The 26,969-nt window shown below is 46.9% G+C and carries 25 protein-coding genes and 1 pseudogene; 4 read left to right on the top strand and 22 right to left on the bottom strand.

Going from position 1 to position 26,969, the window contains the following annotated elements:
* Positions 1–40: 40 nt before the first annotated feature.
* Entirely contained in the window at positions 41–1,330 is a 1,290-nt protein-coding gene (locus DWY89_RS11320; protein ID WP_118523829.1) for a RelA/SpoT domain-containing protein, read from the top strand.
* A gap of 191 nt (positions 1,331–1,521) precedes the next feature.
* On the opposite strand, the gene DWY89_RS11315 is transcribed toward DWY89_RS11320, so the two are convergent.
* A complete protein-coding gene (locus tag DWY89_RS11315) occupies positions 1,522–2,712 on the bottom strand; it encodes an iron-containing alcohol dehydrogenase (RefSeq protein WP_022359140.1) in 1,191 nt (396 codons plus the stop codon).
* Positions 2,713–3,202: 490 nt separating this feature from the next.
* On the opposite strand from DWY89_RS11315, the gene DWY89_RS11310 reads away from it, so the two are divergent.
* The gene (locus DWY89_RS11310; RefSeq protein WP_118523828.1) at positions 3,203–5,011 is read left to right on the top strand and encodes a phosphatidylglycerol lysyltransferase domain-containing protein; all 1,809 of its coding nucleotides are present in this window, start codon (positions 3,203–3,205) and stop codon (positions 5,009–5,011) included.
* A gap of 38 nt (positions 5,012–5,049) precedes the next feature.
* Here DWY89_RS11310 and DWY89_RS14670 read toward each other — a convergent pair whose 3' ends face one another.
* Positions 5,050–5,283: a hypothetical protein gene (locus DWY89_RS14670; protein WP_243022822.1), complete on the bottom strand. Its 234-nt coding sequence runs from the start codon at positions 5,281–5,283 to the stop codon at positions 5,050–5,052.
* On the opposite strand from DWY89_RS14670, the gene DWY89_RS11305 reads away from it, so the two are divergent.
* Complete coding sequence (locus DWY89_RS11305; protein WP_243022820.1) at positions 5,206–6,036, top strand: alpha/beta hydrolase; 831 nt, start codon at positions 5,206–5,208, stop codon at positions 6,034–6,036. The genes DWY89_RS14670 and DWY89_RS11305 overlap by 78 nt on opposite strands.
* Before the next feature lie 135 nt (positions 6,037–6,171).
* Here DWY89_RS11305 and DWY89_RS11300 read toward each other — a convergent pair whose 3' ends face one another.
* From DWY89_RS11300 to DWY89_RS11255, 11 genes and pseudogenes are all read right to left on the bottom strand, one after another.
* Entirely contained in the window at positions 6,172–7,008 is an 837-nt protein-coding gene (locus tag DWY89_RS11300) for a Tim44-like domain-containing protein (protein WP_118468996.1), read from the bottom strand.
* Positions 7,009–7,034: 26 nt separating this feature from the next.
* A complete protein-coding gene (locus tag DWY89_RS11295) occupies positions 7,035–7,520 on the bottom strand; it encodes a YbaK/EbsC family protein (protein WP_118468998.1) in 486 nt (161 codons plus the stop codon).
* Positions 7,521–7,828: 308 nt separating this feature from the next.
* Complete coding sequence (hcp, locus tag DWY89_RS11290) at positions 7,829–9,469, bottom strand: hydroxylamine reductase (RefSeq protein ID WP_118469000.1); 1,641 nt, start codon at positions 9,467–9,469, stop codon at positions 7,829–7,831.
* Positions 9,470–9,500: 31 nt separating this feature from the next.
* Complete coding sequence (locus DWY89_RS14405) at positions 9,501–9,674, bottom strand: hypothetical protein (protein WP_182426663.1); 174 nt, start codon at positions 9,672–9,674, stop codon at positions 9,501–9,503.
* Positions 9,675–9,748: 74 nt separating this feature from the next.
* Positions 9,749–10,981, bottom strand: a complete 1,233-nt coding sequence (locus DWY89_RS11285; protein ID WP_117796787.1) for an ATP-binding protein — start codon at positions 10,979–10,981, stop codon at positions 9,749–9,751.
* Between the two features lie 151 nt (positions 10,982–11,132).
* On the bottom strand, positions 11,133–11,354 hold the full coding sequence (locus tag DWY89_RS11280) for a calreticulin (protein WP_227589456.1): 222 nt from the start codon (positions 11,352–11,354) through the stop codon (positions 11,133–11,135).
* Positions 11,355–11,474: 120 nt separating this feature from the next.
* Positions 11,475–12,536, bottom strand: coding sequence for an FUSC family protein (locus DWY89_RS11275; protein ID WP_118523827.1), 1,062 nt, complete (start codon positions 12,534–12,536; stop codon positions 11,475–11,477).
* A 31-nt stretch (positions 12,537–12,567) separates the two neighbouring features.
* Positions 12,568–13,611, bottom strand: coding sequence for a HAMP domain-containing sensor histidine kinase (locus tag DWY89_RS11270; protein ID WP_118524692.1), 1,044 nt, complete (start codon positions 13,609–13,611; stop codon positions 12,568–12,570).
* Positions 13,611–14,282, bottom strand: coding sequence for a response regulator transcription factor (locus DWY89_RS11265; RefSeq protein WP_107000933.1), 672 nt, complete (start codon positions 14,280–14,282; stop codon positions 13,611–13,613). The genes DWY89_RS11270 and DWY89_RS11265 overlap by 1 nt, the downstream gene beginning before the upstream one ends.
* 18 nt (positions 14,283–14,300) lie before the next feature.
* On the bottom strand, positions 14,301–15,734 hold the full coding sequence (locus DWY89_RS11260; RefSeq protein ID WP_118523826.1) for a phospholipase D family protein: 1,434 nt from the start codon (positions 15,732–15,734) through the stop codon (positions 14,301–14,303).
* Between the two features lie 116 nt (positions 15,735–15,850).
* Positions 15,851–16,123 (bottom strand): annotated as a pseudogene (locus tag DWY89_RS11255) (antirestriction protein ArdA); the annotation flags it as partial.
* 287 nt (positions 16,124–16,410) lie between these two features.
* Here DWY89_RS11255 and DWY89_RS11250 point away from each other — a divergent pair.
* Complete coding sequence (locus tag DWY89_RS11250) at positions 16,411–17,766, top strand: site-specific integrase (RefSeq protein WP_118524691.1); 1,356 nt, start codon at positions 16,411–16,413, stop codon at positions 17,764–17,766.
* A 247-nt stretch (positions 17,767–18,013) separates the two neighbouring features.
* Here DWY89_RS11250 and DWY89_RS11245 read toward each other — a convergent pair whose 3' ends face one another.
* The 9 genes from DWY89_RS11245 to DWY89_RS11205 all read right to left on the bottom strand — a co-directional run.
* The gene (locus DWY89_RS11245; RefSeq protein WP_024729652.1) at positions 18,014–19,885 is read right to left on the bottom strand and encodes an AAA family ATPase; all 1,872 of its coding nucleotides are present in this window, start codon (positions 19,883–19,885) and stop codon (positions 18,014–18,016) included.
* Between the two features lie 11 nt (positions 19,886–19,896).
* A complete protein-coding gene (locus DWY89_RS11240; protein ID WP_024729653.1) occupies positions 19,897–20,199 on the bottom strand; it encodes a hypothetical protein in 303 nt (100 codons plus the stop codon).
* Positions 20,196–21,692 (bottom strand): MobQ family relaxase, encoded by a 1,497-nt coding sequence (gene mobQ / locus DWY89_RS11235; protein WP_118524690.1) that lies wholly within the window; start codon positions 21,690–21,692, stop codon positions 20,196–20,198. The genes DWY89_RS11240 and mobQ overlap by 4 nt, the downstream gene beginning before the upstream one ends.
* Entirely contained in the window at positions 21,658–22,017 is a 360-nt protein-coding gene (locus tag DWY89_RS11230; RefSeq protein ID WP_054323468.1) for a DUF3847 domain-containing protein, read from the bottom strand. Before DWY89_RS11230 ends, mobQ begins: the two co-directional genes overlap by 35 nt.
* 127 nt (positions 22,018–22,144) lie before the next feature.
* Complete coding sequence (locus DWY89_RS11225) at positions 22,145–22,669, bottom strand: hypothetical protein (RefSeq protein ID WP_118524689.1); 525 nt, start codon at positions 22,667–22,669, stop codon at positions 22,145–22,147.
* Positions 22,670–22,935: 266 nt separating this feature from the next.
* A complete protein-coding gene (locus tag DWY89_RS11220) occupies positions 22,936–24,468 on the bottom strand; it encodes a hypothetical protein (RefSeq protein ID WP_118524688.1) in 1,533 nt (510 codons plus the stop codon).
* Between the two features lie 131 nt (positions 24,469–24,599).
* The gene (locus tag DWY89_RS11215; protein ID WP_021630766.1) at positions 24,600–24,884 is read right to left on the bottom strand and encodes a DUF6809 family protein; all 285 of its coding nucleotides are present in this window, start codon (positions 24,882–24,884) and stop codon (positions 24,600–24,602) included.
* Positions 24,885–24,897: 13 nt separating this feature from the next.
* Positions 24,898–25,275, bottom strand: a complete 378-nt coding sequence (locus DWY89_RS11210) for a TnpV protein (protein ID WP_021630767.1) — start codon at positions 25,273–25,275, stop codon at positions 24,898–24,900.
* 4 nt (positions 25,276–25,279) lie between these two features.
* Positions 25,280–26,969, bottom strand: a 1,690-nt coding sequence (locus DWY89_RS11205) for a recombinase family protein (protein ID WP_118524700.1), incomplete at its 5' end; no start/stop codon positions are given.

The following is a 26,969-nucleotide window of genomic DNA, read 5'->3' as shown; positions in this document are numbered from 1 at the left end:
TTCTTCTAAGCTTTATTATGCACCTTGGGAGGGGCTGCTTATGGATTTAATACAACAATTTATCGATACATACAAGATGAAATGGACGTTCTACGACGCAGCCGGGCGGCTCGCGGCAGAGAAGCTCCAGCTCGCCCTGCAAAATGCCGGTATCCGGGCGATCGTGACCTCTCGCGCCAAGAATCCCGCCAGACTCCGCACAAAAGTGCAGCGGCGCAATTCCAGACGTGAAGAACCATACCAGACAATCGAGGAAATCTACGACGACATTGCCGATCTGTCCGGTGTACGCGTCTCCCTGTATTTCCCCGGTGACCGCGGCAAGGTAGATGCGATCATCTCGGAGCTTTTCAACATCCTGGAATTTAAACAGTTCCCGGAACAGTCGAAACCCCCGACTTACCACAAACGGTTTTCCGGCTATTGGGCGAACCATTACCGCGCGCGGATGCGCGATGAAATTTTGAATGAATCACAGAAAAAATACGGATCGGCGCGCATCGAGATCCAGGTGGCGTCCCTGATCATGCACGCCTGGTCCGAGGTTGAACATGATCTGATTTACAAGCCAATGCAGGGAACTTTATCCGAGGAAGAGCTGTCGATCTTAGATGAGTTAAATGGTCTGGTCCTTGCCGGCGAGATCGCGCTGGAACGCCTACAGGCAGCCGGAAATGAGCGGCTCCGCAGCCGCAATGCCGCGTTTGGAAGCCAGTACGAGCTGGCGTCCTATCTCTATAATTTCCTGAGCAGCCATCTCAAAACCGAGGACATCGAGCTTCGAATGGGAAATATCGCCCTGCTCTACCGGCTTTTGCAGCGTTTACAGCTCACCGGTCTCAAAGATATTACCCCGATTCTGCGGTCTGTCAAATTTGAAAAGGATCGGCGCACCATTTCCCAGCAGATCATCGATCAGATTATCTCCGGCAATGAAAAGCGCTACCAGTGCTACCAGGAGCTGCGGACGGAACCGGAGACCGCCTCACCGGAAACCCTGCAGGCAGTCAACCAGTTCCTCGAGGAGTGGGTACCATTAGAGCGCCTGCTCAACAAGACTGCACGGCGCACCTCGACGCGTTCCCGCGGTGCCTTCAATATCAATACGCTCAAGCGGATGGATCTCTTTGACAAAGAAATGATCAACCAGATTGTCCAGCTCCGCAAGCTGCGGAATGTCCTGATCCACGACATCGAGCTGCCGGACCAGGCACAGATTCTCCGCTGTACGGAGGAAGCGAAAGCACTTCTGGCACAGCTGACCAGACAGCATGACGCAATGGCAGACGGAGAAAACGGCGAGAAAAACAGCCACGCAGAAAACACATAGGACACAAACGCGCCAATCACCAAAAATGCAAAACACCAGCTATCAAAAAAACACAACGATAAAAGCCATCCAGTTTTTAGCCGGATGGCTTCTTTATTTTACATATTTGATTCTTTTCAGAACCGCTTCCAACATCGAAACACGATGTTTTACATTCTAATTTTGCATTCTAAATTCAGAAGCTTCTTAAATTAGAAATCAACCTCTGTATCATAGAAGCAGCAGGTCAGAAGTTTCGCCATCTGCTCCGGATTGATCGAACGCGGGTTGGAACCGGTACATGCATCGCCAACTGCCAGCTCTGCCACGGTTGCCAGTTTGTCATTGAATTCTTTCTCGTCAATGATTCCGCCCTCATAGAGCTTAATGCTCGGAGCGATATTTAACTGCTTGTTCATCTCTTTGATCTCGGCGATCAGAGCGTCAACCAGAGCCTCGTCGCTGTCTCCCTGTAAACCGATGAACTTCGCGATATCTGCATAACGGGAAGCTGCCTCTGGTTCCTTGGAGTTAAATTTAATAACCTTCGGAAGATACATCGCATTCGCTGCACCGTGAACGATATGTCCGCCGGAGTAAGCTGCACCTGTCTTGTGTGCCATGGAATGGACGATACCAAGCAGTGCATTGGAGAATGCCATACCTGCCAGGCATTGTGCGTTGTGCATACGTGCTCTCGCTTCTTTGTCGCCATTGTAAGATTTAACCAGATAGGTATGAATCATCTTGATTGCGTGAAGTGCCAGCGGGTCGGTGTAATCACAATGAAGTGTGGATACATACGCCTCGATCGCATGGGTCATCGCATCCATACCGGTGTTTGCGGTCAGCTTCTGCGGCATGGTCTCAGCCAGCTCTGGATCCACGATCGCTACATCTGGTGTGATATTGAAATCTGCTAACGGATATTTGATACCCTTATGATAATCGGTAATAACGCTGAATGCCGTAACCTCAGTTGCTGTACCAGAAGTAGACGGAATCGCGCAGAATTTTGCTTTTGTACGCAGTGTCGGGAAATTGAACGGAGTGATCAGATCCTCAAACTTGGTATCTGGATACTCGTAGAATGCCCACATCGCTTTCGCTGCATCAATTGGAGAACCACCGCCGATCGCTACGATCCAGTCCGGACCAAATTCCTGCATAAGCTTTGCGCCCTTCATAACGGTCTCAACGCTCGGATCTGGCTCTACTCCCTCAAACAGAGCCACTTCCATGCCAGCTTCTTTCAGATAATCCTCTACTTTCTGAAGGAAACCGAAGCGTTTCATGGAACCACCGCCAACGACAACGACTGCCTTTTTGCCTTTCAGATTTTTCAGTTCCGCTAAAGATCCTTCTCCATGATAGAGATCCCTCGGTAATGTAAATCTAGCCATATTGATACTACCTCCTGTTAATTTTTTAACCACCCTATGCCCAGATTATAGCACGCGTTCTGGTAGATTTCAACTGTTTTAACTATTCATTTTTGATATATTTATATATCTTTCAAAAATTTTACATTTTATTACTTTGATTTCCATAGAAACTGCGTTCTTCGCTTGTCAATTATCCAACAAACTGCTTCCTTTCTCCATTTTGAACCGTTCCTTTTCTGTCTGCATAATCCCCCTGTGCCTTTGCCTCTATCATAAAGAATTCCTGCTTCCACCACGTTTTCTTACGGCACCTTCGGTTCCAAAAGTGCCTACCCGTAAACGGTAACGGAATTTCTCCACGCCTATTTCCATGCAAAATCTTATCTTGACATCCCTGTTTTTCCGTACTATAACAAGGGCAAGCATAAGCCGCCTGTGCGCTTATGCACGTTTCATAGCAACCTTACAGATTATATCTGTACAAGACTGACACGGAGGACATTATAATATGAAACAGAACTCACGAGTCCAACTGGAAAACACCTTGATCGGCGCACTTGGCGTTCTTTCCCTTGTACTTTTTATTCTCAGCTTCCTGCCAGGGCTGGGACTGGCAAACCGCGTCGGTATCCTTCTGGAAATGGGGCACATGGTACAGCGTGCCTTTTCTGTCGTGCTCTTCATCCTGACCTTCCAGCTTTGGAAACGGAAGCGCGCCGCCTGGAACATTGCTGTTCTCCTGCTGTTTTTAAGCTTTTTACGCGGACTGACAGCACTTTCTTCGCCTTTGTATCTTCCGTTTCACCTGGCAGAAGCCGTATTATTTCTGCTTCTCCTGTGTTTTCGGAAGGACTTCTGCTGCCCGTCTGACCGGCGCAGCCTCGGACGCTCTCTCCTGTTTCTGCTGCTGGCACTGGCAGGCATCATCGTCAATGCCGGTATCAGCTATCATTTTTCGGTAAAACCGCTGGGAGAAACCTCTCTTGACTCGCTGATGGATAGTCTCATTCAGGGAACTGCCATGATTTTCGGCATGGGAAATCCGAGCAATGTTTCACGTGAAACACATGTAGTCGAACTGGTTACATTCTGGTTCAGCTGGGGCTGCATCCTCGCCTCCATTCTGTATGCGGTCCGCCCATGGCTGCTTCGTCCAGTCATCCATGCTTCGGATTTGATGCATGCCCGCACCCTCGTCAACCTGTACAGCCAGAATCCCAGCGCCTACCTGACGCTGGAGGATGACAAGCTCCTATATTTCGGTCAGAAGGTGGACGGCGTCATCCCCTACGGAGTCGTCGGCAGCACCATCGTTATCAACGGCGATCCCATCTGCGCGGACAGCGATTTTCCGGTTCTCCTGGCAGAATTTAAAGAATTTTGCCAGCGCAGCGCTCACAACCTGTTTTTTATCAGCGTCACTGACCATTTTCTGGAAGAATATAAGAAGCAGGGCTTTGGATGGGTCAAAAACGGGGAGGAAGCCCGTTTCCACCTTGCGGACTATGAAATCTCTGGCAAGAAAGGCGCCAAGATGCGGATGAACATCAACCACGCCCGGAAAGCCGGGGTCGTCGTCCATGAATACTGCCCGCTGAAGCAGCGGGATGCACAAATTGAGGCAGATCTGAACCGCATCACGAACGAATGGCTGCAACAGAAAAAGAGTTCGATGCTGACTTTCGTTATGGGAACTGTCGGGCTGGAAAATCCGATGGACAAGCGATATTTCTACGCCACCGACGCCGACGGAAAAATCGTGGCATTCATCGTGTTTGTCCCATTTCTCGGCAAAAGAGGCTACATGGCGGACGTCACCCGCCACGGAACCGGCGCACCGAGCGGCGTGATGGAGACGATTCTTTACGACGCATTTCAGGTTTTCAAAAACGAGGGCATTGAGTATGGCAGCCTCGGTGTTGCCCCGCTCGCTGGCTTGGAAAATGACAGCCCTAATCCGGTCGAAAAGCTGCTCTGCTTCGCTTACGACCACCTGAATGACTGTTATGGATTCCGCGACCTCTACCGTGCCAAGGAAAAATACAGCCCGACCGAATGGGTTCCTTCCTATTATATTTACCTGCCGAAGATTCCAACACCAGACATGTTTTATGCCCTTGTGACGATTCAGAATCCGCATCAGATCCGCGAGGCAGCGGAGGATCTGGTAAAAGGATGCGCGCAGCGACTGAGAAACAAGAGGACTTCCCCGACACATCAGAGTAAACCATCTCGCCAGGTAAGTTGGACTGCTTCTTCCAGCACGAAGCAGCCCGACACAAGAAAGCAGACAGATGCAGATAAAAAGGCAGACTAAACTCAGCTTTTATCATGCTGGATACAGCCTGATAAATTTCATTTTTTTACCAGAAAAGAGGCGCTCTTACGATGAAACATTCCGGCTATCTCACCACCTCCGGCGCAGAAATCTACTATGAACAGTACGGCAGCGGCACACCGCTCCTTATCCTGCATGGAAACAGCCAGTCCCTTGCCGTCTTTTACCCATTTCTGCGCACGTTTCTGCCCGATTTTCAGGTAATTCTGATGGACAGCCGGGGACATGGACGTTCCCGGCTGTCTGTCCACACAGCGCTCCACGGGTTCTCTACAGAGGATATGGCAGACGACGTTATCGCCCTGCTTAACCACTTACATCTTTCCTCCGTCCACCTGCTGGGATTCAGCGATGGTGCCAATATCGGGCTGGAGATCGCATGCAAATACCCGGAGCGGCTGAAAAAGCTCATCTGTATCAGCGCCAACGCCTCACCGGACGGGCTGCTCACGCCGCTGCACCTTGCCGCCCAAATGCTGCACAGCATTTTAAATCTCCTGGGGAATCTCCTGCTGCCTGTTTTAAAATGCAGCTTCTCTTCTGCCTCTGCATCCTCCGGGTCCTCTGTGGTCTCTGCACTGTCCACCCCGAAAGTTTCCCTGCCATTTCAGAAGAATTTCTCTGTTTCCGCCACATCCGCAGTTTGTGCCGACAAAGAAAGGCAATGCCATTTCGGGTCAATTTTCCCCCGGATTCCGGCAGAACAAAAAAAGAAGCCTGACTTTCTTACCCGGCTGACGCACCGCGTCCTCCGCCGCCGAAATCTGACTTCTCTTTTACTTCACTCGCCCCGTTTAAGTGCCCGAAAATTGCAAACCATCTCCGTTCCTGTGCTGCTGATCGCCGGAACCCGGGATCTCATTAAGCCCTCACACTCCCGCTGGTTAGCAAGGCAGATTCCAACCAGTCGGCTTCTTTTAATGACCGGGGGACGGCATACTTCCATATTCCGTACACCGGCACCTTATCTGCGCGCAATTCTGTCATTTCTGTGCCGCAGCTAAAGTCTCCTCACTCTTCCTGCTGCTCCGCTTTCCTTGCTCCATTCACTTTTAGGTTCTATACTTTTCCTCTTCAAACATCTCTACCGGACAGCATCCGCAGCTACCGTGTTTCGAGCACTCAACTCAAAGCACCTCTCAGCACAACTTCCGCCCATTATCCACTTCTTCCTTCTGGCAGATCTCATCCAGCACCCAGTTTCCATCTTCCAGAACAAACCTCCAATATTCGAAGAAATCTTCCATTTTCCGGGATCCCTTCAAAAGTTCTCCGGTTTCTTCGTGATACACATAGTCGATCATCTTTCCATGGATCAAATACCAGATATAGTCGCGGTCGTCGCCGTCCTCATTCTCCGCTTCCACCAAAATCGCATCCAGAAGCTGGATCCCTTCCATGACAAACACCTCATGGCGCATCCTGCTCCACTCAAATTTCGTCTGAAACTCCTGCTGCATCTTCTGGCTCAGGTAAGGATGCCCTTTTTCCAGATCTCGATCCCGCCAGCATTCCTGAATCCGGTAATATGATTCCCGCACCCGCTCCTGTATCTCACTCCGATCCCAATGATCTTCTCCGATGGAAAATTCTTTCAATTTTTCACGGGCTGCCGCCTGTTTCTTTTTTGCCCGGTGCAGGTATGTAATAGTTCCGGCACTTCCCAGAATCACAAAGGTTCCCGTAAGCAAAAGCGCCTGAAACGCACCCGCCCGTCCGCCTTGTCCCCGGCTGCTGCTTGTATGATGATGGGAAGAACCACCTCCACCACCTCCGCCGCCTCCGCCGCCGGAAGCACCTCCCGCTCTGGCAAAGGCGGTAAAAGATCCAAGAACCATCATGGCTGCTGTCAGGCAAAGCAGGCGGACGAACGTTTTCCGGCACAGGCGACCTTTCTTTCCCAATCTGGAACCCACCCTGATTCCGCCGTTTTCATTTTCTCCCCTGCTTTTCCCCGTTGCTTTCACATCTCTCATATGAATTCTCCTAAAATCTCCCACATCTACTCGTGCTGCTGATCCTCCGGCACCCTGCAGACATCCACCCAGCCTTTCGCTCCGGACACTTCTTCCAACTCCGGGATCGTGAGACGTACCGCACTGTGGTCGTCTCCCGCTGCCGGATAAACCGTCTCAAAACGCTTCAGGCTCTCATCCAGATACACTTCAATTCCATCCTTGATACCAAACGGGCAGACCCCACCCGGCGCATGACCGGTAACCTCCTCCACCTGCTCAAACGGGATCATCTTTGCTTTCACGTGAAACGTATCTTTATATTTCCGGTTATCCACTTTCGCAGTACCTTCTGTCAAAATCAATACCGGCTGTTCTCCCTGCAAAAAGGACATCGTTTTCGCAATCATCCCCGGCTCCACGCCTAATGCCTCCGCTGCCAGCGCAACCGTCGCTGTGGACTCTTTTAACTCAATAACATGATCCAAAAATCCGGCTTCCTTTAAGTAACTTTCTGCTTTTTCCAGTGACATGGCTGTTTTCCTCCCGCATCCTCTATCGATTGATCTGCCGTATCAATTTCTTTTATATTTTAGAACTCATTCATCTTTCCCATCATATCACACTTTCATTTTCCATATCAATATTTCTATAGACGAAAAAAGACGGTTCCCTGCATTTGCCAGAGAACCGCCCCCTATTTCATTAATTCCTATTTTCAAGATCGTTCCGACCGCTTTTTGTAAAACCAACACAGATTTTTTGCAAATCTATCTCCAGATTTCAGATCCAAATCCCGGCTTTGTTCGATTCCCTCTTATCCAGTTCCGTCCTGTATTTATCACTTCTCCCCGAAAAATAATTCCACATCGCTCTCCACGCTGTCAATCCCCGCGATTCCAAACTTTTCCACCAATACATTTACCACGTTCGGACTTAAAAATGCTGGAAGCGTCGGTCCAAGATGGATATTCTTGATACCGAGTGAGAGAAGCGCCAGAAGAACAATGACCGCCTTCTGCTCATACCATGCAATGTTGTAAATAATCGGCAGGTCGTTGATGTCATCCAGCCCAAAAATCTCCTGCAGCTTCATCGCAATGACCGCCAGGGAATATGAATCATTGCACTGCCCCGCATCCAGGACACGCGGAATTCCTTCAATATCGCCCAGATTCAGCTTATTGTAGCGGTATTTCGCACAGCCAGCCGTCAGAATTACCGTGTCCTCCGGCAGCGCCTTTGCAAAATCGGTGTAGTAAATGCGGCTCTTAGCACGCCCATCACACCCCGCCATGACGACAAACTTTCGGATTTTTCCCGATTTGACCGCATCCACTACCTTATCTGCCAGCGCCAGCACCTGTGCATGGGCGAAGCCTCCGACAATCTGCCCCTGCTCAATCCCGGTCGGCGGCTCACAGCGCTTCGCATGCTGGATGATCACTGAAAAATCCTTCTTTCCTCCGATTCCACCGTTGATATACGTGCAGCCCGGATATCCCGCCGCACCGGTTGTGTAGAGACGATCCTTGTAGCTATCCTTCGGCGGCACGATGCAGTTCGTCGTCATCAGGATCGGTCCGTTGAACGTCTCAAATTCCTCCTTCTGACGCCACCATGCATTGCCGTAATTACCCTTAAAATTCGGATATTTCTTAAATGCCGGATAATACTGCGCCGGAAGCATCTCTGAGTGTGTATATACATCGACGCCGGTTCCCTGCGTTTGCTCCAGAAGCATTTCCATATCGCGCAGATCATGTCCTGAAACAAGAATGCCCGGATTACTTCCGACACCGATATCAACCGTAGTAATCTCCGGATTTCCATAAGTCTCGGTGTTTGCTCGATCCAAAAGCGCCATTCCCCGGACACCATATTCGCCGGTTTCCAGCGTCAGGTGAATCAAATCATCCACACTCAGACCGTCATCCAGCGTCGCCGCAAGCGCCCGCTGTAAAAATGCATCCGCCTCCCGGTCCTCCTGCAGCAGGACGTTCGCATGCCGGGTATAGGCAGACAAACCTTTCAAGCCATACGTAATCAAGCTGCGAAGGGAAATAATATCCTCGTTCTGCCCGATCAGAACGCCCGCTTCCGACGCTTTTTTTATAAATTCAGACGGCTCACCTGTCCAGCCAGCCGCCTCCGGCAGATTGTCCCGACGTTCCAGCTGCTCCCACAGTGCCGTCTTCATTTCCAGCGTCTTTTCAATTCTTTTTTCAATCGCCGCCTTATCAAAATTGGCATTCGTGATCGTCGTAAACAGATTTTCGGTAACCAGATGGTTGACCTCATCTGCCACCGCACGTCCCTCCTCTCGAAGCCGTGTCGTCACCGCGCAGATACCCTTCGTCACCCACACAAGCAAATCCTGCATTGCCGCCACATCCTGCTGCTTACCGCAGACACCGACCACCGTACAGCCCTTGCATCCGGCCGTTTCCTGACATTGATAACAAAACATTTTCTGGTCCATTGTTCACTCCTCCTATCGCATCTATCATGTCTTATATAATCTGCATTTCTCGTGATTTATATTCTTGATAGGGATAGATAACGAAGCTGCCTTCCATATTATCAGCGCCATGATTAGCGCCATCAGCGTCAAGAATAGCGTCATCCGTGGTGCTATTTGTCATCTGATTTAAAAGTTCCGGAGGGATTTTTGCAGCCTGATACAATTTTCTGTAATCTCCGCCATAATAAAAATATCTCCATCATTTCAAAAGAGAATGACGGAGATATTTCGCCCTGCTTATTCTTGTAGCAACCAATCGGCTATATCATGGATTTCGATTCCTTCATAACTATATTTTGGATGTTTGGTTCTGGCAATAATCATTTTCGGATAAGCATCTCGGATCTGAAGCAGAGAAGAGCATTCTCTCTCAAATGTTTCCTGCCCGGAAATGTTGTCACTGACCTGAATATAAATCTTCTCGCTGCCTCTCTGAGCAACAAAGTCGATCTCCTTTTGATAGAGCTTGCCGACATAGACATCGTATCCACGGCGAAGAAGTTCGATGCAAACGATGTTTTCATATACTCTGCCATAATCCATATTTCTGCTTCCCAGTATTGCATATCGAATACCGCTGTCACACAAATAGAACTTTTCAGAGCTTTCAAGGTATTTCTTGCCTCGGATGTCGTATCTCTTAATATCATAAAATACAAAAGCATTGCACAAATACTTAATGTACTTGCCGACGGTTACATGATTGGTCGGAGTCTCATTTGCTGTCAGTAGCTGACTGACCTTATTAGGAGAAGTCAGGTTGCTGATATTATCCATAAGGAACTCGCTCAGACGCTGTAAAACCAAAGTGTCCGGGAGCGCATATTTCTGCACCAAATCCCTTGTTACAATCGTTTCGTAGACCTCTTTGATATAGTTTGTTCTGTCTTTTTCGGTTCTGTAAGCGTAAGAACCTGCTAAACCGCCCTTGATAGCGTAATCATCAAAGAGCTTATCTTTATCACTAACATCATCATAATACTGACAATATTCTTGGAAGCTGAAAGGAAACACATGAATTTCAATATAGCGTCCGGTAAACAGAGTTGCCAGATCCGCACTCAACAGGAAAGCATTGGAGCCGGTTACATAGATGTCGTATTTTCCCTTAGAGTACAGGCTGTTGATTGCCAACTCAAACTTGGGACACATCTGAACCTCGTCTACAAACAGGTAGTTCGTTTTACCTTCCTGATAATGTTCTTCCACATAGGCGTGTAAGGCATGGTATTCCTTGATTTCCTCATACGCCAAATCCATGAAGTCAATGAATATGATATTGATGTTTTCAAAATGGCTTTTCAGATACTCAATATACGCCTGCATCAGCTTGGACTTACCGGATCGACGAATGCCCGTGATGATCTTGATGTCAGGAGTGTCATTCAGTTCAATGATTCTATTGAGATATTTTGCTCTCGTAATTGTTTTCATATCGTCACCCGCTTTCAAAAATTGAAATTTTTTCATTTCTCGAAACCGCTTCACTGTACTTATTATACTGTCTGCTAATAGTATATGCAAGATGTCGCTTTCAAAAACATAAAATTTTTTATTTTTTGAAAGCGGAAATTATGTAAAGGCAACCCGAAGGCTGCCCCAGGCATCAAGCCTATCCTGTTTACACAGGTTCATTATCATCTTCATCGACAGAGCTATCTGCATCATCGTTCTCAAACTCCGGATCGTACCCATAGTCCTCGTCATCGTCCACATAATCAGCATCCGGATCAGGCTTTGCCGCTTCCTGTTCCTTCTTCTTTTCCTGGACTTTCTTAAATACGAAGAATACCTTTGTGTTAAAATGAAGGAAGATAGGCAGGTATAAAAAAAGATCTGTCACCCTTAGGATTCTTCCCAAAGCCAACAGATCTTAAATTTTCCCTTACATCTTCATACTCTTCGCCAGACTCGTCAGCAAAGCTGCCATTTCCGGATTAACCCTTTTTCTTTCCATCCCACGTTATTCTGCATCTACGGTTACCACGTTTCCTTTTTTTGACATAAGCCAATAAAACACAGCACAAAATATTAATGCAAATACAACGCCAAAAACATTCTGAATCACTCTAAGACCAACTGCTCCTTTTAGTCCATAACTCTCTGTAGCAATGGCCAAAGCACCAAATGTGTTAAATACTGCCTGCCAGCCATATTTTGCAGAAAGTCCTACACCAATTCCGCCAAGGATTCCTATGTATGTATAGATGGATGACGGAAGCAGAAAATATAGTACTATAAAGCATATTACACCTGCAATATTTCCGACAATCCTTTTGCGGACTCTGTATTGCATGTCCTCCATAAATGGTAAGATTGCTGACATTGCCGCAATTCCAGCCCACATTGCCCGTGGCATATTGCAGAGTTCCGCAATGCAGAGTACTGCCGGTACGCATATGATCTGACATAACTGCCACTTTGTTCTGGAAGAAGATATATCAAATTCCTGTACCAAATCATTCAAATTTCTTTTATACGTTCTGTTTTTATGATTTCGATAAAATACGAAGCAGGTAAGTGCTGCACCTAATGCCATTCCGGTTAATCGCATCTGATAACTTTTTCCTGTTACATCATATCCATACAATAACAGATAACCAAGAACCAATGTGGATTGGTTAAACATGAATGGGTTATGACATCCGAACAGAATCAGCACTGCCAGTGCAGCAATGTTTAACAGCATTCCAAGTACCGGTGAAAGCTGGTTTGCTAAATGCGGACATACGGTCATAATTACAAAGAACAAAGCCAAAAGCATCGTAGATTGTCCGGTGTGGATCCCCAGATCCGCATTCCGAAATACCATAAGGCATAATAAAACTACTACACCCACAATACTATTCTCATTTCCAAATAAGATACTGAAAATAGTAACAAATAAAAAACAAAATGCCATTGTAACAGCTATCTTTACCAAATATACCAGTATATGATAGGATTTTTCTTTCACTGTTTCACTCTTTTTCAACAGATTTTTAGAACCTGCCTGATTTAACTGCAATTCCTGATAAAATGTCATGTAATTCCTCCTCTATCTGTTTTTCTTAAACTTATATGGCCTCATCTTTCTGTATTGGAAGCTCTACAACAAATCTGCATCCACCATATTCCCGGGTTTCTGCTTTGATTGTTCCTCCGGCACTATCTATAATCCGTTTTACAAGTGCAAGACCTAGGCCATTTCCTTCTGCTTTGTGAGAACCGTCTGCCTGATAAAATTTATCAAATATTCTGGATTTTACATCATCCTCTATTCCCGGTCCTTCATCTTCCAGAATAAACATTACAGAATCCTTTTCCTGCTTCAGAAACATCATAATTGTCCCCTTTGCAGGACTGAACTTAATCGCATTATCTAAAAGATTCATCCATATATGCATAAAAAGTCCTTCATTCCCAGTATATTTAACTTCCTCCAGCTCTACCTGGAAACCAATTTCTTTTTCTGTCCATTTTGTCTCCAGGGAAAGAAATGCCTGACGGATCTGTTCGTCCAAACGATATTCTGTTTTTTTCATTGGTATGTTCTGATTCTCTAACTTGGATAACAGCAAAATATTTCCAACCAATCCGGAAAGCCTTTGGGTATTAAACAGGATTTTTTCTACATATTCCTCTTGCTCCTGAGACAGTTCTTCTCCCTGAAGAAGCATTGTATACCCTTCAATGGCATTGATCGGGGTCTTAAACTCATGAGAAACATTGGAGACAAAATCCATCTGCAGTACTTCTGTTGCACGAAGCTCTTTTGTCATCACATTAAAACTCTGGTAAGATTCTCCAACTTCTGCGATACGGCTGTTCGTTTCCAAGTGCTGTTCAAAATCTCCCTGCGAAACTTCCTTCATTGCTTTACTGAGTCTGGTAATTGGTTCCAGTAACTTTGCATTGATAAAGGAAGTAATCAGCCCTGCAATCAATGTATTAAAAATCAAAAGCCAGCCAAGCACAGGTATGCTACCAGGCAGATTAAAAAAATGATTCAAAAAAGCAAATAATAACGCAGATATGACTGTTGAAAATACAAGTGCCAGCCAGATTGCACCAGTCAGACAGGATCGGATCTGCAATCCTTTTTCTTTCTTTTGTTCCATTATTTTTTCACCACCTTGTATCCAATTCCACGCATTGTTACGATTTCAAAATCAGGGTTATCTTTCAAACGCTCCCTGATTCTTCCTATATGTACCTCTATCGTATGTGGGTCTGCCTCCGTCTCGTATCCCCATACTTCATCCATCAACTGTTGTTTTGTAAATGTTCTACCTGGCGAAGCTGCAAGCTTATATAAAAGCAGGAATTCTTTTTTAGGCAAAACAAGACTTTCCTTATCAGTTGTAACCGTCATTGCATCATAATCAAACTCTGTTGAACCGATCACAATTTTGTGTTCATTCAGTATCTGTGCACGGCGAAGCAGTGCTCCGACTCTTAAAACCATTTCATTCACATTTACCGGTTTTACCATATAATCGTCACTTCCCGAAAGAAATCCCTGGCGCATATCATCAAAGGAACCTTTCGCAGTGATCATAAGTACCGGTATCTGATATCCTGCTGAACGGAGTTTCGACACCAGTTCATAACCATCCATAACCGGCATCATAATATCGGAAATGATCAGATCAATATACTCTTTATCCAATATTTCTAATGCCAGTGCTCCATCCGATGCACTTTTGACCTGATATCCATTCTTCTCAAGCACTTTTTGGAATAGCTGGCTTAATTCTTTATCATCTTCTACAATTAATATTTGAAACACGATCTTCTTCCTCCTTTATCAGAACAGATATCTTGCCCATCCAAGCAGATGCTGTACCAAAAGTACGTTTCTCTGACGCTTCTTTGTCAATTCAATTGGCTCTACATGATACGGATCACGATAGGTTCCATCTTCCAATACCTGTCGGGACACTCTCTCATATTCCATCATGCCTTCTTCCAACTGTTTATTAATCTCTTTGCTACGTATTACAAGCATCAGTTCCGTATCCAGATACGTGCTTCTCATATCCATGTTAAAGGAACCGATTACGGATAGATCATCATCGATCAGGATACTTTTTCCGTGGTAAGAATAGCCGCCTTCATACTCCCAGATATCAATTCCTGTATTTAAAATTCTGTTTCTGTTTCTCGCATAATCAGCAGAACCAAACGGATTTCCATTGTTGGCAACCGAATTGGTCATGATAGAAAAATCCGGAACTCTCTCCGCAATCTCTTCCCATGTATTATACATCATATCATTGCAGATAATATATGGTGTATGAATTTTCACGCGCTCTTTTGCATTTTTCATTAGTTCTCCCAGTTGATACCAGACTACGGGTTCCTTGGAACCTGTGTGGATAGGATTTGACACTAATGCAATCTTTTCTGTCTCAAAAGTTTCGTCCGTGTAATCGGTATCGCAGATTCTTTCCTTATTCTCTTCAAAATATTTCTGATAGCCGTTCTGCAGCTCTAAAACTGCGTTCTTTACAGACTTTCTATTTGCCAGTTTTTTATTGTCATGAAAATAACCACTGTCTTCTTGTTCCCATATCGTTTCAAAATACTCTAACAACTGGTTAACTGAATTTTCTTTCTCAGGTTCATCGCAAACCACTAACACATCTCTGTCATAGTTCTTATGTCCCGGAAAATCACCCAGGAAATAATTGTATGTATTTCTTCCCCCAAGAATATATCTCTTTCCATCTGCAATCAAATATTTATCATGCATTCTCCCCATCATCTTCCATGGTTTCAACGGATTGGCCTTATTATACAGTTTAATTTCAACATTCTCATGGGAAGATAATCCATAGAAATACGGATTGCCTTCCATATCAACCCAGCTCTCCATTCCATCTACTAACAGACGAACATGCACACCTCTGTCTGCCGCATCATGCAGTGCTCCTAAGATCAATTTTCCACTTTCATCTGATTGAAATGCAAAAGTAGAAAGAATAATATCTTCTTTTGCATTTCGGATCAAACGCACTCTTTGTAAAAGTGCTTCTGGATTCTTTTCTATGATTACTGCCCGTTCTGTATTTTCACTGCATTCGTTCCATGACCCATTTTTTGTTTCTTTTTTGGTTGTATTGGACACTTCCGGCTGCTTTTTATATGCAACGCAGATTCCGAGCAATTCATAAAAAGCCACACATAAAAAAATTGCCAGTATAACAAGAAGGATTTTACATATTTTATGCTTTTTCATTGTACAGCACCTGATTCCTTTTTATTTCATACTTATACAATACAAAGTCAATCTCAATTTAACCTCAACAAAATTTATTTTTCATAAAAAAATATGACCGGCTTCTTTTTAAAGAAAGCCAGATAATTGAGTTCATCCAGACTTTCGTATTCTCCCAGCATTTCATACAGCCCATCGACATAACAGTCATAATCACTTATGAACCATTCTTCATAAGGATTACCAAAGTCATCTTTTGAACCGATTCCAATTCGTTCAAATACTTTTTTCAGATCTTCTGATGTGGTAGGAAACTTTACCCATTCGCCTACCAACTCCCCTTCGTTATATTTTCCGAGATTCGTGATGTAAGCTTCAAATGGGCAATCGTGGCCATATTCATATGCCATGCTATTTCCTCCTGTTTCATTTTTCAGGTCATCACCCGGTTTTCGGCATCAAAAAAAGCGCCATACTCATCACCATTCCGGCAATGAGCAGACGCTTTATATTTTGTCCGTATTCTTTTGCAAAAGAGAAACAAATGAAATGTAAGTTTGTAGCTCATGTCTCATTTGTCTATGATAATATTAGCACAGGTCAATTCTGAAAAAAAGAGGTAGAATGGTAGCAAAAGGATAGCAATTGGTAACAACATGGGAGTAATACGGAAACATAACTCAAAAGCAAATATTCTGTGGTGTATGATTACACAGATGAAAACGGAAAACGCAGACAGCGTTGGGAAACCTTCAGCACAAATGCAGAAGCAAAAAAACGAAAAAAGCAAATTGAGTATGAGCAGGACTCTGGAACCTTCTTTATTCCTACGGCAAAGACCCTGAACGATCTGCTCGATGAATATATGTCCATCTATGGTGTAAATACCTGGGCAATGTCAACATATGAAAGCCGCCGTGGTCTGGCGAGAAACTACATAACTCCTATTATCGGAGATATGTTACTATCCGACATCACTCCAAGGATGATGGATAAGTATTACCGTGATCTGCTCTCTGTGAAAACGGTAAGCGTCAACAACCGCAAACCCACAAGCGAATATCTGACCCCGCATACAGTAAGAGAAATTCACAAGCTACTTCGCAGTGCCTTTAATCAGGCGGTGCGTTGGGAACTAATCAGCCGTAACCCTGTCCTGAATGCGACACTTCCCAAAGAAGAACATAAAGAACGGGATATATGGACTGCCGAAACGCTGAGCAAGGCTATGGAAGTCTGTGATGATCCTATCCTCTCCCTTGCCTTAAATCTGGCGTTCTCCTGCTCTTTACGCATTGGTGAAATGCTGGGCCTTACCTGGGACTGCATTGATATTGCACCACAGAGCATAGAAAATGGTTCAGCTTATATATTCGTCAACAAAGAGCTGCAACGGGTTACACGAGGTGCATTGGACGATTTGAGCGACAAAGGTGTTATTAAGAAGTTTCCACCTTGCATAGCCAGTACCCATACTGCTCTGGTCCTGAAAGAGCCTAAAACCAAAACCAGTATTCGCCGCGTGTACCTGCCGAAAACAGTTGCCTATATGCTGGTAGAGAGAAAAAAAGAAATTGATGAGCTGATGGATCTGTTTGGAGATGAATACATCGACAATAACCTGGTCTTTTGCTCCAGCAATGGCCGTCCGATGGAAAGCCAGGTGATTAACCGTGCTTTCAATAAACTTATCAAAGAAAACGGACTGCCTCATGTTGTATTCCATTCTCTCCGTCACTCCAGTATCACCTACAAGCTGAAACTCAATGGTGGCGATATGAAATCCGTCCAGGGCGACTCTGGTCATGCTCAGGTAAAAATGGTTGCAGATGTCTACTCTCACATCATCGACGAGGATCGCTGCATAAACGCTCAGCGATTGGAGGAAGCATTTTACTCATCCAAGACTCCTGACCCTGTTGAAGATACAGAGCCTAAAACTGCGGATACTGCCGTCACTGAAAGTGATGAAAGTGATGCAGCGAAGATACTGGAACTGCTTAAAAATCCCGAAACTGCCGCACTGCTCAAGCAGCTGGCAAAAGCTTTATAAAGTCCCTCCCTCAGAAGAACGCCTCTCACTTTGTGAGAGGTTTTCTTCGTTTGAACCACTTTGCACAGTGACCAAAGGGGCGGTGTTGGTTGCGGTATTGTTCATTCAAAATCCTCCTGTAAATGAAAAATGCCCGGTGACTGTTCATCATCGGGCGATGTCGGTATGAGGGAACAAGGCAAGGCGGCAACATTAAGGTATCTATAAAAACCTTGCCGTCTTTGCCACGCTTGCCGTGTTCCTGTTGTCAGTCTCGGAGATAGCAGACCCATACTGTGCCGTCTTTCTCGGTCACAAGCCTGTCCCCGATACGGCTCTTTGCCGTTCTCATGGTGCGTGAGGAAATCCCACGCTCATTGACCGTCTTTTCCAGCTCTGCACTTGGCATACGCTTTCCATCTGCCAGCAGTTCCAGAATGAGCATTTGCGCTTGTGCGGTCTTGCTCTCGGTCTTGGCGGTGTCTGTCCCAGCAAGAAGCTCGTCAGCGGTAATGTCATAAGCTCCTATCCATTCAAAGCCTTTCTCGTCTCCCAGAGAAAAGGCAAGGGACTGTCCGGGCGGCGCAAGGGAGCTTTTCTCATGGATAAGCACCCTCGTTGTGGGGCTGTCCTTCAGCTTGCCGATAAAAAGCAGACTGCGGACTGCCGCCGTAATGTCGATAGACCCTAATCCCCGATAGGTGCTTTGCGTTCCTGCGGCTTTGTTCAGGTGTCCGATCAGCACGATAGCGCATCCGGTAGCCTGTGCAATGTCTCCCAGACTACGGAAGATGGGACGGACTTCATTTGCCCGGTTCATGTCCACATCTGCGCCCAGAAACGCCTGCATCGGGTCAATGATAACCAGCCTTGCGTTGTTCTCTCGGATTGCTCTTGCGATGCGCTCATCAGCAAGGGTCAGCGGCGTGTCTCTATCGTCAATAACAAGCACTCGTTCAAGGTCTGCGTCAGCTTCCATCAGCCGGGGCTTAACGGTATCGCCCAGACCGTCCTCGGCGGTCTGATAGATGATATTGAAAGGCTCAAGTGTCTCCATACCGGGTAAGGGCTTTCGGTTGGTGCAAGCCGCCGCAAGACGCATGGCAAAGTAGGTCTTGCCCTCGCCGGGGTTGCCCTGTATGATGGTCAGCTTTCCAAAGGGGATATAGGGAAACCATAGCCATTCCACGCTCGTCAGCTCCACATCTGCCATGCGGAGCATGGGAACAGGCTGGGCGGTGGGCAGCTCTCGCAGCGTGATTGTTTCGGCTATGAATTTGTGGCTCGGAATGTCCTTTTGCCGACGGAGAACATCGTTCCAGTCTTTCCTTGCCGGGACAAGGCGAATGACGGCGATCTCGCTGGGAATGGACTGTGCCAGTCGGGTACAGGCTTCGCTTCCTGCGGTGTCGCTGTCAAGGCAGAGGAACACTTTTTGGGTGTCCTTGCGTTCAGAAAGAAAACGGTCAAGAGCCTTGCCCGAAACGCCGCCCAGGGCAAGATAATTTCTTTTCTGCCAGTCCTGCGGATAAAGGCAGATGAATGATAACAGGTCAATCGGTGCTTCAAAGACAAAGAGCTGATTGCCGTTTCCCTCATAGCGGAACGGATAGGACTTGTCAGCCCCGGCAATGTCCTGTCTGAATGGGTCTGCCGTTCCTCGCACATGGGCGTATCTCGGCGTACCGCTTCGGTCTCTGCCGACAAACACAACATTGTGCCGCTTTGCGTCCTCGTAAATATCCCCGGAAAGAAGAAAAGTCTCAACAAGCGTTTTGTTGAGACCTCGGCTTTCGCAAAGATATTGAATTGCTCTGTCGGCTGTTCTGTTGTGCAAGGGCAAGTGGAACGCTGTGGGCGGTGCTGTGGTGGCTTCGGTCTGTCCCTCGCCGTTTTCGCCTGTCAACATCTGGACAGCTTCGGGAAAGGACTTGCCGTAAAACTCCATGACGAAATCAATGGGATAGCCGCCCTTGCTCTGGCTGTGGCGAAACCACTTGTTTCCCCGGACGGTCAGGCTGTCATGTTCTTTCCAGCGGTATTCCCGTCCGCTTTTGATAAGCGTCTCTCCCTGTGTGCGGAGAAAATCTTCCAGACTGACGGCGTTTGCCCGGTCAATCTGCGCTTGGGTGTACTGCATGGGCGTCCTCCTTACTTCTTGAAAACAGCGCATCGTCTGCAAATGCCATGCTCACGCTCGTCCAGCGTGTAGGGGCAGTTCGCACATTCCTCGCCGTACTGTCTCATGATAACAGGCAGATAGCCCAGCTCCTGCAACATATCAATCTGGCGGTCGGTGAGGGTGGCTTCAAAGGCAAGGCATTTCCGGGTGTGTTCGTCCAGCTCGATCAGGTCGGAAAGCGGTCTGCCATCGGTCAAAGCTTCTCCGCTCAAAAGGCGTTTTGCCGTTCTGCGGATGGGGTTGTACTCGTTCTTCCAGTCGTATTTTTTCATCGTGTCATATCCTCCTTTTTCTGTCGTGTTTGGGGTCGATTTTGGAGCTTTTGTTCCTCTGTACGCTCGTTAAATCGGGCGGCAGTATCTACGCATGACTTGACCTTCCAAAGGCGGTGTAAATCGTCTCTGACAGCCTTAAACTCGCCATAGGTGCTTTCGTGCGCCTGTTCCAGCTCGTCATACTCGTCGGACAGCTTTTTCATATCCACCTTGCCGTCCGGGAACTCCCCGGTCAGCTTTCGTCTGGCGGCGTAGAACTGTTTGAGTTCCGCTTCATGCTCTGCCTTGTACTTGGCTCTGGGCTTCTCAAACTTGATTTTCTGCAAGCCGTCATAGACAGGCTTCAAGCTCTGGAAAGCAGCAGAGCTGTCATAGAGCTGCTTAATTGCTTTCATTCGGGCGGTCTGTTCGTCCAGCGTTTTCTTCAAGCTCTCTGTGGCAGCACTGTGTTCGCTGACACGGCTTTCCAAATCTTCAAGAGTGTAAATGCCGTTTGCCCGGAGATAATTGAAAGTCTCGTTCATCTCCTTTAGGTTGCTGACCTTGCCTTTCTGCGAATATGCCCCGGCTCTGCGCTTGGTGTAATAGGCGTTCAGCAGAGAAACAAGGTCGGGTGCCTGCGGCTTGGCAAGCTCCGCTTTTGCTTCGGCAATCCAATCAAACAGGAGAGCGATTTTCTTCTTGATGTCCCGGATAACGGCATTGGTTGCTCTGATCCAGCGGTTGAACTCGCCTTTCTCGGTGCGTATGCCTTTCTTCTCCATTGCCCGGACGGTTGCGCCCTCATGGACAGTGGGAAGAAGCTCCACGCCCTGACGCTCATAGCTTCGGTGGTCGATACGAACATCAAGCCCCTTTTCCGCAAACTTGCCATTGCATAGCTCCGCCCATGTCTGCCGCCAGTATTCCAGCGTTTCGGGACTGCCCCAGTCGGTAGTGGGAACGGCGTTGAACACAAACTTTCCGTCTGCGTCTCGGATACGGTTGCCGTCCTCGTCCAGCTCATACACCCGGCGTTGCTTTAGTCCCCATTTGCCGTTCTGCTCGATGGGGCGGATGGGGCAAAGCACATGAAAATGCGGGTTTGGTATGCCGCCGTCCTCCCGGTCTGGCTGGTGTACGGCGAAGTCAACCACCATGCCACGGCTCACAAAGTTCTCCAACAAAAATTGCCTTGCAAGAGCGATGTTTTCCTCAAGGGAAAATTCATTCTGCAAGGCAATGTCAAAGCTGTATGCAAGCTGGGCGTTCTTTCCACGCTCGGCTTTTTCCACGGCGTTCCATAGGGTCTGGCGGTCTGCGTATTCGGGCGGTGCATGGGACGGCAAGAGAATGTCAGAGCAGATCACGCCGCCCTTGCGGGTGTAGTCGCTGTATTCGCCGTAATACTCGCTATACAATCGCTCCCCGGCTCGGTAGGCAGCAGAAGCGATAGCGGACTGTCCTGCGCTTCGCTTAGTCTGCGTGACACTCAGATGAAATAGTGCCATCGGCTTTCAACTCCTTTCCTCCGTTCGCTTTGTTGATGTGGGTAATCGCCATGTGACGGACGGCTCGCTGGACTTCGGACAGAGAAAAGATGTGTTCCATCAGCTCTGTCATTTCGGTGCGTGTGAGATCTTTGAACTCCGGGGCAAGGCTCTCAATCGTGCCGCCCAGATTGCAAAGACGGTGGGTGCGCTTTTGTCTCTCGCCTTTCTCCAGATACTTCTTTCTGTTCTCCAGACGCTCCAGCTTGTGCTGTTCCTGTGCAAGCTGTGTCTCGACCTGTTCCTTTTCGGCTCGGAGCTGTTCAAGGTTTTTCGGTTTTGCCATTTTTCGTGACCTCCTTTTTTGAAAATGGGGATAAAAAAAGACCGTCAACTTTTCGCAGATTGCGACCAGTCAACGGTCAGTTTTTCGGTATTCAGTTGTTGTGTTCAGTTCGGTAAATTGAAGTTGGTCAAAGTTGTTGGCGAAGATATTCCACAACATTTCCATTCGTATCATAGAAACAGATGTTTCCTACATTGAGGGGCAGGACAATGGCGAAAGGCTTGCCACTATCAATATCAATCACCTGAATGCCGTTGCCATCATCTACTTCAAGTCGAACAATATTTTGGGTATTCATTGAGATAAATGCCCTTTCGTTATTTCCCTCAACAACAAACTCTGCAATGTAATCATCAACCTCAACTATATCTCCACCACCACGGAAGAAATATCCAAAAGACAAGCCAGGGCGATTTACATAGACAGAAAAAGTGTGGTCTGTCTTGTCCTGTGGGTAAGAAATAAATGCAGCCATTGTGTCGGAAATGCTTCCATCAACAATCCAATCATCCAAAATTTTTTGAGATTGGCGAATGTCTGCTTCTAAACTGTTTGCGGTTTTACCAATGTCATTGTTTGCATAAAGGAAAGCGAAAACCAACACACAAGCCAAAATAACACCCAAGAGGATTATGGGTAATTTCTTTTTCATAGAATCACACTCCTTTATCAAATTAAGATTCTTGATTTTCAAACTTGCTGGCGGCGAACGGTTTGTCAAAACCGTTTGCGGACGGCAAGTCCACAGGGGATAGCCGCTTTAGCGGCGCAAGGGGGTGTAGCCACCTTGACGGAACGAAGTGACGCAACATTCTCGGTCATGCAGTTTTCTTCTGCTGACGGAGAATGAAGCTCCGCAGGACGCACTACTCTCGACAGAGAGTATAGAAGTGCGCCCTTAGAGTTCTAAGGGTATTTTTAGATAATTGGGAATGTTTCTTTGTCAAACTGCGTAACATTGAACACGATACGCCACTCGACATCATCACCAACCGGTTCAAAGTGCAGAGCAGAACAAGCAGCATGAAGTTTTTCTTGTGAATTTGTTCCATATATAACTGCTGTCGGACCATCTGCACCACCAATAACACCAACAACAAAACAGGAACTACTGCCAACTGGACGGAACGAATGATCGTCTGGTGTAACTTCTATCGGTCTATCGCCTTCATCACAATCAAAAACCGAAATGTTCTCCATCGGTTCAGGGGTAAGTGTATAACTCATGGCAATATAATGTGTCGGATAAATCCAGCGATCAGAACCAAAACTATTTTGAGGAACTGTCTGCTGTTCTATTTCCTGCACGGTCAGTGTATGGGTTATTCCGCTAACAGGATGGGAAAACATAAATGAATCTCCGGGTGCGTGAACTTTGAAATGTGAGCCTGGAACTTGTCCTGGTTGCTGCTCCATTGTAAGAAAAAGTTTATTGATTTCAGGGTGATGCTTGGTTCCCCAAGGAAATACGTCTCTGCATATGACCCAGCCATAAGTACTATCCAGCCCATAATGGTCGATTGCCCATTTTGCTTCCAACTCATTGATAACGCCATCTGGCAGACAAGGATTAAAGCTCACAGCGCAGCCATGGGTTGTCTGTAATATTTTCTCGTTTAACTTCAAGCAAGGTTTGAAGTTAAAACAAAGTGGGTTTTCCCATTCCATCTGCATCTGTTGCTCACGGGTAAAATTTTCACATGAGTCATTTTCCCAGTCCAGATTCCATTTTTTCATGAAGTCACGGATGCTTTCTGAATCAACTCGCATACAAAAATCAACGACAAGTCCTTTGCTACATGAATAAGCTGCCGGAATTACCCAATGATATCCGGCCCAATCGAATTGTTTATCCAGCTTGATCTCTTTTCCGGCACGGTCTTTACCTCGATGTCCCCAGAAATCTCCATCAAAGTAGACCTTCCATTCAGGGGCAACCAATTCTGCTTCTGAAGTCATATCATTATCGTAATAATCTTCTGTGTATTTAATCTGACTGTAATCAAAGGAAGATTGCAGGTTTTTGATATATGTCCACGGTTGTTCCATAGGCAACAAATTCATCTTCTCTGAAATTTCCGATAAAGTTTGCTGTTGTTCCTGGGTTGTAGGGTTTTCATTGAGAAAGGCTTCAAACTGTGCTTCGTTCCACATCCACGCTTGTTCCACTGCCGCCACATCACCACAAGCCAGTATAAGCCGCAGAAAGTCGGTAAAATTTTCAGCTACTGGATGAACATAATCAGGAGAAGTATTCATGGGGCTGACAGAGAAAACCATCTCTCCAAATCCACGAATGAAACAGAAGTGGATACCATCTATCCCTGCCCATCCAAAAACCGATGCCCCTTTTGGGGTACAAAAATAATTTGTATTATCCTCACGGAGTTCAACTCCCACAGGACTTAAATCGACACCCCGCTGTAAAAATTTTTTCAAAATTGTATTCATTAAGCATCCCCCCATAAAATTAGTGCTATCACGCTCTTGATTGTAGTAAATTTTATCACAAGAGTGTGAATAAATCTACTGGCGAATGCTGAAACCGCCCGAACAGTTTCTTTCTGCTCAGGCGGCTTTCTTCATCCATTTTTCTTTCTTCTGCTGCACTTGTTCATGGGCTTCCTGCTAAACATCAGCCCAGCGGAAAAGCCATACTTGAAGTGACTTTCACTTTCTTCACATTGGGCGATTGCTGTCTGCGCCCGGAGTTCCTGCACCAGCTCATAGTCCTCTTTGCTGAGCCGCTGGGACAACTGCTCCATGAGCTTTTCACAGGCTATGACTGCCTTTCGGTATTCCGGTGATGTAGGTACAACTGTCTCGCAGGGATAAAACTCCCCATTATACATGGCTTCCAAAATCATAGCTTTACCTCTCTCAACAGTAGATTAGTTCCGTCTTGATGATTTCCTCTGCCCGGCAGCGGATGGAGTTCATTGACTGCACCCATAACATCTGATTTTCCGCTTTCATGGCTTCGGTCACGCCCTCGGCTTTCATCATCTGCCGGATAATCAAGTCCAGCCTGTCTGCCGCCTGCTCGTTCAGATCGGCAACGACGGTGTGGAGGCTGCCGGACAAAATTAGCTCGTTGTAAAGCATGGGACGGTGCAATTTCAGATAGGACTGGTGCAAGCGTCCCCAATGCCCAATAGGTCGGCGTTCCTCCGGCAGCTTCAAGTCCGGCACATAGTAGTCGCCCACCAACACATAGTCCATACCGTTCTCATGGATTCTCGGTTTCAACTCTTTCATAAAATCACGCTCCCTTTCTCGGTCCCAGCTGCGGCAAACTGCTCACCGGGATAAATACCCCTCTGGCAATATCCTCGGTGCGGATTGCCTGTTTTCTGGCTTCAATCTCCGCTTTTTTCTTGGCTTTCGTGCGCTCCTCATACTCTTTCTGTTTACCATTGGCTTTCCGCTTCAAGTAGTTCTGGTGGAGCCTGTCCTTGCGTTCCTCACGCTTGCGGATTTCCTCTAATTCCTCCGGGGTAAGCTCCACTTCGCCAAACGCAGGGGGAACGAAACGACCCACGAAATTGAAGTAAATCTCGACCTCCTGTGTGGTCTGAATACTGCCCTTGCGGTCACGCTCATGCACAAGGATTTTCTCAATAAACTCATTGAGCATGGCAATGGTCAGCTTGTCGAAGTTCTCATACTTGTCAATCAGAGCGATAAAACGGTCAGCGTCCTTTTCGTGCTTCTCGTAGCTCTTGATAGCCTTTTCCAGATCGGAGATTTCAACGGTAAGCTCGGACTGTTCCTTTTCGTATTGAGCGTCCAGAGTGGCGTATCTGCTGTCGGACAGCTTGCCTAAAATGTTGTCCTCATAGATTTTGCAGAGCAGGACTTCCAGCTCGGAAACTCTCTGCTTTGCGGTGGCAAGGCGTGTCCGCTGTTTCTTGACCTCTGCCGTCTGCTGGCTGGACTGCGCTTCCTGCACCACACGGACAAACTCGGCTCGGTCATGCTTCGCATACTCGGCAATGGCTTTCAGCCTTTCAGAGACAAGGGACAGTACCACATCTTCATTGATACGGTGCTGTGTCGTGCAGAGCTTTCCACCTGGGACTTTGCTGTATTGGGAACAGGTATATTGAGAAATACGCTTGCCGTTGTTGGTGCGGTGGACATACATCTTGCCACCGCAATCGGCGCAATAGAGCAAGCCCGTGAGGGGAGCCGCTTCGCCCCAGCCGTCTGGGTAGCGTCTGACATTCCCACGGATTTTCTGCACAAGGTCAAAGGTCTGCTGGTCAATGATAGGCTCATGGGTATTCTCGAAAATTGTCCATTCGTCCTCCGGGACATAATGGCTTTTCTTGTCCTTGAAGTGCTTTCGGGTCTTGAAGTTGATGGTGTGTCCCAGATATTCACGCTTTTCAAGAATGTTGCAGATGGTGGAAGAACCCCAGCCGTACACATCTTTGAAGGTCTTATTTTTGTTCACGCCCTCGCCGTGCCGGGCAAGGTAAGCGGACGGAATGAGGACTTTTTCTTCTTTCAGCTTGCTGGCGATCTGATACGGACCGTAGCCGTCAATCGTCATGGCAAAGATGCGCTTGACCACCTCGGCGGCTTCGGGGTCAACCAACCATTGGTCTCTGGCTTCGTTCCAAAGATAGCCGTAAATGACCGTGCCTGTGAGGTGCTTGCCGGACTTGCCTTTGGACTGGAAAGTGGAACGGATTTTACGGCTGGTGTCTCTGGCGTAGTATTCGTTCATAATGTTGCGGAAAGGGGTAAAATCATCGTCCCCTCTGGCACTGTCCACGCCGTCATTGATGGCGATAAGGCGAACGCCACGCTGACGCAGGATTTCCATAATCTGACCGACTTTCAGATAGTCACGACCCATGCGGCTCATGTCCTTGATGCACAAATACTCCACATTCCCGGCTTCCACTTCTTTCATCATTGCTAAAAATCCGGGACGGTCAAAG

Origin of the sequence: Clostridium sp. AF27-5AA (genome assembly GCF_003478415.1) — a bacterium.
Lineage (GTDB): Bacteria > Bacillota > Clostridia > Lachnospirales > Lachnospiraceae > Otoolea > Otoolea fessa.
The sequence above is the reverse complement of the archived record's forward strand: the minus strand, read 5'-3'. Positions and strand labels throughout refer to the sequence as shown.